The following is a 6212-nucleotide window of genomic DNA, read 5'->3' on the forward strand; positions in this document are numbered from 1 at the left end:
GTGCCTTTGTGGTTCCCTTCTTTTATATCTCTTGCCGTACCATTCTCAGTCCGCCTTACGGGTCAGCAACATGGCATCGCCATAACTGAAGAAACGGTACTTTTGCTCAACGGCTTCTTTATAGGCAGCCAGCACATTTTCCCGACCGGCAAAAGCACTGACCAGCATTAACAAGGTGGATTGCGGCAGATGAAAATTGGTCACCATCAAATCCACACTGCGAAACTCATAACCCGGATAAATAAAGATGCTCGAATCCCCCTGGAACGGGGCAATCTCACCGGATGCCGACGCCGACTCAAGGCTGCGCACCGACGTGGTACCCACCGCAACAACACGATTACCCCTGGCACGGGTTTCCCGCACCGCCTGACAGACGGCCTCAGAAACTTCGATATACTCCGCATGCATCACATGGTCTTCAATCTTTTCAACCCGAACCGGCTGATACGTTCCTGAGCCCACATGAAGCGTCACAAACACCTTCTGAACGCCTTTGGCCTCAAGACGCGCCAGCAATGCTTCATCAAAATGAAGCCCTGCCGTTGGTGCCGCCACCGCGCCATCCTTTGCCGCAAACACCGTTTGATAACGCAGACGATCAGTATCACCATCTTCACGATCAATATAAGGCGGCAATGGCATGTGGCCGTGTTCCAGCAGCAGCGGTAAAACCGATGTTTCAAACCGGAGAATAAACAGAAAATCCCGACGCCCTTCCACAACAACACGCACCGCGCAATCTGCCAGCAATAACACAGCACCCGGCTTTGGCGACTTGCTGGCCCTAACCTGGGCCAGCGCCAGGTTATCCTCCACCACTCGCTCAATCAGCACCTCAATTTTGCCACCTGTCTCTTTCCGACCATACAAACGGGCCGGAATCACCCGGGTATTATTCAGCACCAACAGGTCACCGGGCTCAAGCAGACTTTCCATATCAGAAAACTGTTGATGCTGAACCTCACCACTGTTGCCATCAAGGCACAGAAGACGGCTCCCGGTACGATCCTCTGCAGGAAACCGGGCAATCTGCTCATCGGGCAGATCAAAATCAAAATCACTGACTTGCATGGACAATCCGGTGGTTAATATCTTCATTTCCAAAAGCAGCCCACGCCTCTCATGGGAAAAAAGCGCAGGAAAACCAGTCGTAATAAAAAGCACCGAAGGATACTGCAAAACGAAGAAGGTGTCAGGAGGGCTAACCCATGCCAAGTTACGGACTTACCTTACTTTTTTGCTCCCACTATTCAATAACTGCTTGATCTCAATAATCTCTTTGATATACTTCGCCGCACTTGAGCAACCGCCACTTCGCCAGCCAACCTCAGCGACCCACTCGATGAGAAAAAGCTTTGAAATCAGCGAACAGATGACATAAGCTCAGCCATATCAAATGCCAGTGTGATGGAATTGGTAGACATGACGGATTCAAAATCCGTTGCCTTTGCGGGCGTGTCGGTTCGAGTCCGACCACTGGTACCAATTTTAAGAAGCTCCTGCCTAGTAATATGGACCTCATCATGGCTTGGTAAGAGATATTTTCTACTCAACTCTAAGCAGTCAACTAATCTGGCTTCAATCAATTCAGGCCAGCTAAAAGCATTCCCAGTGGCTGTACCAACATTGCATGAACAAAATATACTCGAAGTTAGGCTTAAACAGGTTGATGCTATTCTGGCAGAGTCTCAGCATCATAAAGACAAGCTTCTGCTTCAGAAAAAAGGCCTAATGCAAGACCTTCTCACCGGCAAGGTTTCCGTCCCTGTATGATCAACCGCAAGCCAAAGGAGCTGGCACCTACGTTATTGGTTGATGGTCTGATCTTTTTATCAGCCTACTTCCCACTGTTTGCCATTTTGCTGATTCAGGACTTCCAGCCAAAAGCCGTCATTCCTGAACACAACGTTCAGGCTTTACTGCTAAAGCAATTCCCGGTGTTCATGCTGGATTCAGGCCTCTATCTCCACGCCATCGCTATTGTTCTTTTTGGCCTGTCTGCATTGGCAACATTATGCATTGCCGGAAAGATGAGAACATGGCTTAACTGGCAAGAGGGCGGAAAAGCAGTCACAGTCTCAAGCTGCGCCCAGATCCATGGCGACATGCTCAATTACACCCTGCCATTTCTGATTGGCCTGTTTGCCTTTAACTATCAAAGCTGGCAGTCCATCACGTCGTTGCTGGTCTTTTTACTGTTTATGTTCGCCTTTGTCCGCAGAGACAGAGTTACCCTGCTGAACCCTATATTCCTGCTGCTGGGGATTCGGCTTTACCTTGTCCAGTATCGGGAAATCGGTACTGAACATTCCTATGAAAAGCGTATGCTTTGCTGGGGGGAATTAACCCGCTCGGACGAGCGTTTGTTCCTCAAAGAAGTCGTTGGCATCCACTTTATTTACCCTGACTATAAGAGAAAGGAAAACTCACACCATGACGACAGATACGATTCTGCTGACTAAAGCCGCCAATGATAATACACCTCAGATTGAAATAGATCAGACCTTTCTAGAGCAGAAGCTTACGGGACTGAAAGCGCTGGACCTATCAAACGCAGTAGTTAATGTATACGCTGTAAAAGCAAGTACAACCAATAAGAAAAAACGCTTCCAAAGCGTAATGCGATTACCCTGCAAACTGACTCTCGAAAACAATCTCCGAAGCTACGTCACCAACTGCATTGAAGGTAATGAGCACATGTCTGAGCTCAGGGAAATTACTACCAGTCAAGACAACCGTTTTTTTTATGTTGAAAGTGCCGCCACAGACTTTCAACAAATTATCGAATTGATCAGGGCTCCCAATATTCCCAGCCTGAGCAATAAGGATCAACTCAACGCTTTCAACGGCTATGTCATTAAGCTGACCATTAACGGAGAGACCGAAACTAACCTCTATGCCTTTCGCTATATCGCTACAGCCTGGTCCGTTACAAACAGCGCTGGTAAGTTCCTCTGCTTTGATAATGACCTGATTGCAGACTTAAGTGCGGAACCCCGGTTCGCAATCACGCCTTTTATAGACATGATTCAGGCTGGCGATGGCCTTTTCATTGCGGATATCGAGCAGTTTGAAAAGGCTATGAATTACCGTGAGCGTCTTGAGCAGAAAAAGAACGAAGCAATTGAAGCTCTTGCATCAGTTAATGCTCTCACCAACGGTGGCAGCGAGATTCTGTCCAGAGCCATCGGAACAGATAAACACCTGATGAGACAGTTGGCCTCAGTCTACGCAAAGCCATTTTACAATGATGATATTTGGCTAACCAAACTCAACCTTATTGCGGAAAAGCCAGAGTCCTCACATTGGCTTATTGAGTATGATTCTGACAAAAAAATTATCGTGAAAGAGGATAAAAAGTATATCCACGAGCTACTGACACTCCTTCAAAACAAAAGGGTCAGAACAGTAGTGGATGGAGTTGAACAGGATGTTGATGGCGAACTGATTAATTTACCTGCGGCCAGTTAAGCGTAAACTACTAAATATTCGGGGGAACAACACTAGTGCCTGACATCAGAGAACAGAAGTTAATTTATCACCTGACACCCTTGGACAATGTACCTCCAATTTTAGACCAGGGTCTGCTACCCCGCAGTCAGGTAACTCGATTTACTGATGTAGCAGACTCCGAGATACTTTCCGGTCGTGCCAACTTAGGGCTTGAACACAAGGTTCCCTTTCACTTTTTTGCAGGCAACCCGTTTGATGGAAGGGTTCAAAAGGATCACCCCAACAAAAAGTTTGTACTGTTTACAGTGCATCGATAACTAGCTGCTGGTAATAACTGGGAGATCATTCCCTTTCACCCACTTGCATCAGCTAACATTGAGTTGCTCGATTATCAGGAAGGCATAAACACTATTGACTGGGAAGCCATGAATCGCCGTGACTACCATGATGAACACTCTAAACGTGTTTGTATGGCAGAATGCCTTTCACCACAAGCTGTTGAACCCAATCGATTCTATATGGTCTTTGTTGGTTCTGACGAAACAAAACAGGCCGTAGAAAAAGCCGCCCAGGAATCTGGCCTGAGCCTTGATGTTGTAGTTAACTCAAACATGTTTGTGACACAATGAGCGCCATGGTTTACAGGAATCTGAACCCGGAAAAAGCTCTGATCTGGAGGATTACTCACCGGAGCAACCTTCCCTGGCTTCTGGAAAATGGCCTGCACTGCGGCACCAGCACAATCCGATCTTCGAATTGGGTTGATATTGGTAATCCAGAACTGATCAGCAAACGCGGAGAACATCAGGTTCCTGTACCTCCGGGGGGTGTTTTAAATGATTACGTGCCTTTTTACTTCACCCCTTTTTCCGTAATGATGCAGAATATTCATACCGGATGGAGTGTGCCCAAAAGGGCCAATGATGAAATGGTTATTCTCGTTTCCAGCCTGCACCATATAAAAGAATTAGGGCTTTCATTTCTGTTTACTGATAGCCATGCTTATTATATGTGGGCAAACTTTTATAACGACCTGTCTGATCTCGACAAGATAGACTGGAATATTCTACAGCACAGAGATTTCAAGCGAGATCAGGATGACCCTGCCAAGTTCGAACGTTATCAAGCTGAGGCACTGATATATAGACACATGCCCGCACAAGGTTTGTTGGGCATCATCTGTTACACCGACTAAATAAAATTAGAGATAGAGCAGCATTTGCAACAACGGAACATCGAATTGCCAGTTTATGTACGTTCAGGATGGTACTTCCAATGATCAAATACACAACCGGCAATCTACTTGAGGCCCCTGCAGAAGCCTTGGTGAACACCGTGAATACCGTTGGCATCATGGGCAAGGGGATTGCCTTGATGTTCAAGGAGCGCTTTCCTCAAAACATGAGAGATTACGCCAAAGCCTGTAAGTCAGACAATGTTCAGATTGGACAGATGTTCGTCACAGAAAATGACGAATTAATGGGACCGCGCTGGATTATAAACTTCCCAACCAAAAAACACTGGCGTCACCCCTCAAAAATGGAGTGGGTCATCAGTGGCCTGCAAGACCTGAGACGAATTATTCTTGAGAAGAAAATCAACTCAATTGCTATTCCTCCGCTGGGCGCTGGTAATGGTGGCCTCCCCTGGCTTGAAGTGCGTGAACAAATAGAGCTCGCCTTGTCAGATCTGGATGCCGTAGAGATTCTTATTTATGAGCCTACGGCGAAATACCAGAATGTTGCAAAAGCCAAAGGGGTTGAAAAGCTGACGCCATCAAGGGCTCTGATTGCTGAACTTATACGCCGTTACTGGGTCCTGGGAATGGAATGCAGCCAGATTGAGATTCAAAAACTGGCTTGGATTCTTGAAAGGGTTATTGAATCACAAAATCTCACGAACCCTCTAAATTTACAGTTCAGTGCCCAAAACTACGGCCCTTATGCCAACCGGTTACAACATGTTCTGGAAGCACTGGACGGTAGTTATTTAAGCAGTGATAAGCGAATAGCAGATTCCCAGCCCCTTGATGTCATCCGCTTTAACGAAAACAAAAAGGCAGAGCTGAAAACTTACCTCGAATCGGAAGCCAGAGAATACCTGCCTGCACTTGAGCAAGCCTCCAGGATTATCTCAGGCTTCGAGTCCCCTTATGGCCTGGAACTGTTAACAACGGTTGACTGGCTTCTGAATCGTGAGCAATGCGAACCTACCGTTCAGGCGGTTATGGAAGCCATAAAATCATGGCCTGCAGGGGCTGTGTGGGCAGCCAGAAAAGAAAAACTATTTAGCGAGCGAGATATCAGTATTGCCCTATCCAGACTGCTGGATACAAACATCGCGGCCTGACTCATCACAGGAAGGCCGCTTTCTTCCAAACCACTGATCACCCATTGCACTAACATCTGGTTTCCACGGTTCTTGATATTTTTCCTTGTATGAGAATCCCACTTTTATCATCATGTCTGACTGTTGATTTAAAAGTTTGGAGTCGTTTATCGTAAGCAAGTACAAGGATGTTGAACGCCCCCTGCTGACCCATCTGGCCACAATGGGCTGGGAAGTACACGACCTTGGCCCAAGCATCCCCAAAGATCCTGCAACCAGTTTTCGAAGCTCATTCAGAGAAGTCGTTCTTTCTGATCGATTCAAACAAGCCGTTCAAAGAATCAAATTGATAAGTCCGCAGTGGAAGCAGGTTCAGCAAGCAAAAATCAGAGGCTCTTTTCGGATTCCAGACTGCTATGTAACCAGCA

5 protein-coding genes, 1 tRNA gene and 1 pseudogene are annotated in these 6212 nt (G+C 46.7%); 6 read left to right on the top strand and 1 reads right to left on the bottom strand.

Features of this window, described 5'->3' with window-relative positions:
• Nucleotides 1-45 precede the first annotated feature (45 nt).
• Nucleotides 46-1074 carry a tRNA preQ1(34) S-adenosylmethionine ribosyltransferase-isomerase QueA gene (gene queA / locus CX664_RS08255; protein WP_101746274.1) on the bottom strand — a complete coding sequence of 343 codons (1029 nt, stop codon included), beginning with the start codon at nt 1072-1074 and terminating at the stop codon, nt 46-48.
• Between the two features lie 327 nt (nt 1075-1401).
• Here queA and CX664_RS08260 point away from each other — a divergent pair.
• From CX664_RS08260 to darG, 6 genes and pseudogenes are all read left to right on the top strand, one after another.
• Nucleotides 1402-1488 (top strand) — tRNA-Leu (locus CX664_RS08260).
• A gap of 284 nt (nt 1489-1772) precedes the next feature.
• Nucleotides 1773-2465: a hypothetical protein gene (locus tag CX664_RS08265; protein WP_101746275.1), complete on the top strand. Its 693-nt coding sequence runs from the start codon at nt 1773-1775 to the stop codon at nt 2463-2465.
• Nucleotides 2437-3474, top strand: a complete 1038-nt coding sequence (locus CX664_RS08270; protein WP_101746276.1) for a Kiwa anti-phage protein KwaB-like domain-containing protein — start codon at nt 2437-2439, stop codon at nt 3472-3474. Before CX664_RS08265 ends, CX664_RS08270 begins: the two co-directional genes overlap by 29 nt.
• Before the next feature lie 35 nt (nt 3475-3509).
• Nucleotides 3510-4085, top strand: a pseudogene (locus tag CX664_RS27385) (DarT ssDNA thymidine ADP-ribosyltransferase family protein).
• 5 nt (nt 4086-4090) lie between these two features.
• Entirely contained in the window at nt 4091-4651 is a 561-nt protein-coding gene (gene darT / locus CX664_RS08280) for a type II toxin-antitoxin system toxin DNA ADP-ribosyl transferase DarT (RefSeq protein ID WP_219622150.1), read from the top strand.
• Between the two features lie 80 nt (nt 4652-4731).
• Nucleotides 4732-5805 carry a type II toxin-antitoxin system antitoxin DNA ADP-ribosyl glycohydrolase DarG gene (gene darG, locus CX664_RS08285; protein WP_101746277.1) on the top strand — a complete coding sequence of 358 codons (1074 nt, stop codon included), beginning with the start codon at nt 4732-4734 and terminating at the stop codon, nt 5803-5805.
• The last annotated feature ends 407 nt before the right edge of the window (nt 5806-6212 follow it).

It is taken from the genome of Endozoicomonas acroporae, from assembly GCF_002864045.1.
In the GTDB taxonomy this organism is placed as follows: domain Bacteria; phylum Pseudomonadota; class Gammaproteobacteria; order Pseudomonadales; family Endozoicomonadaceae; genus Endozoicomonas; species Endozoicomonas acroporae.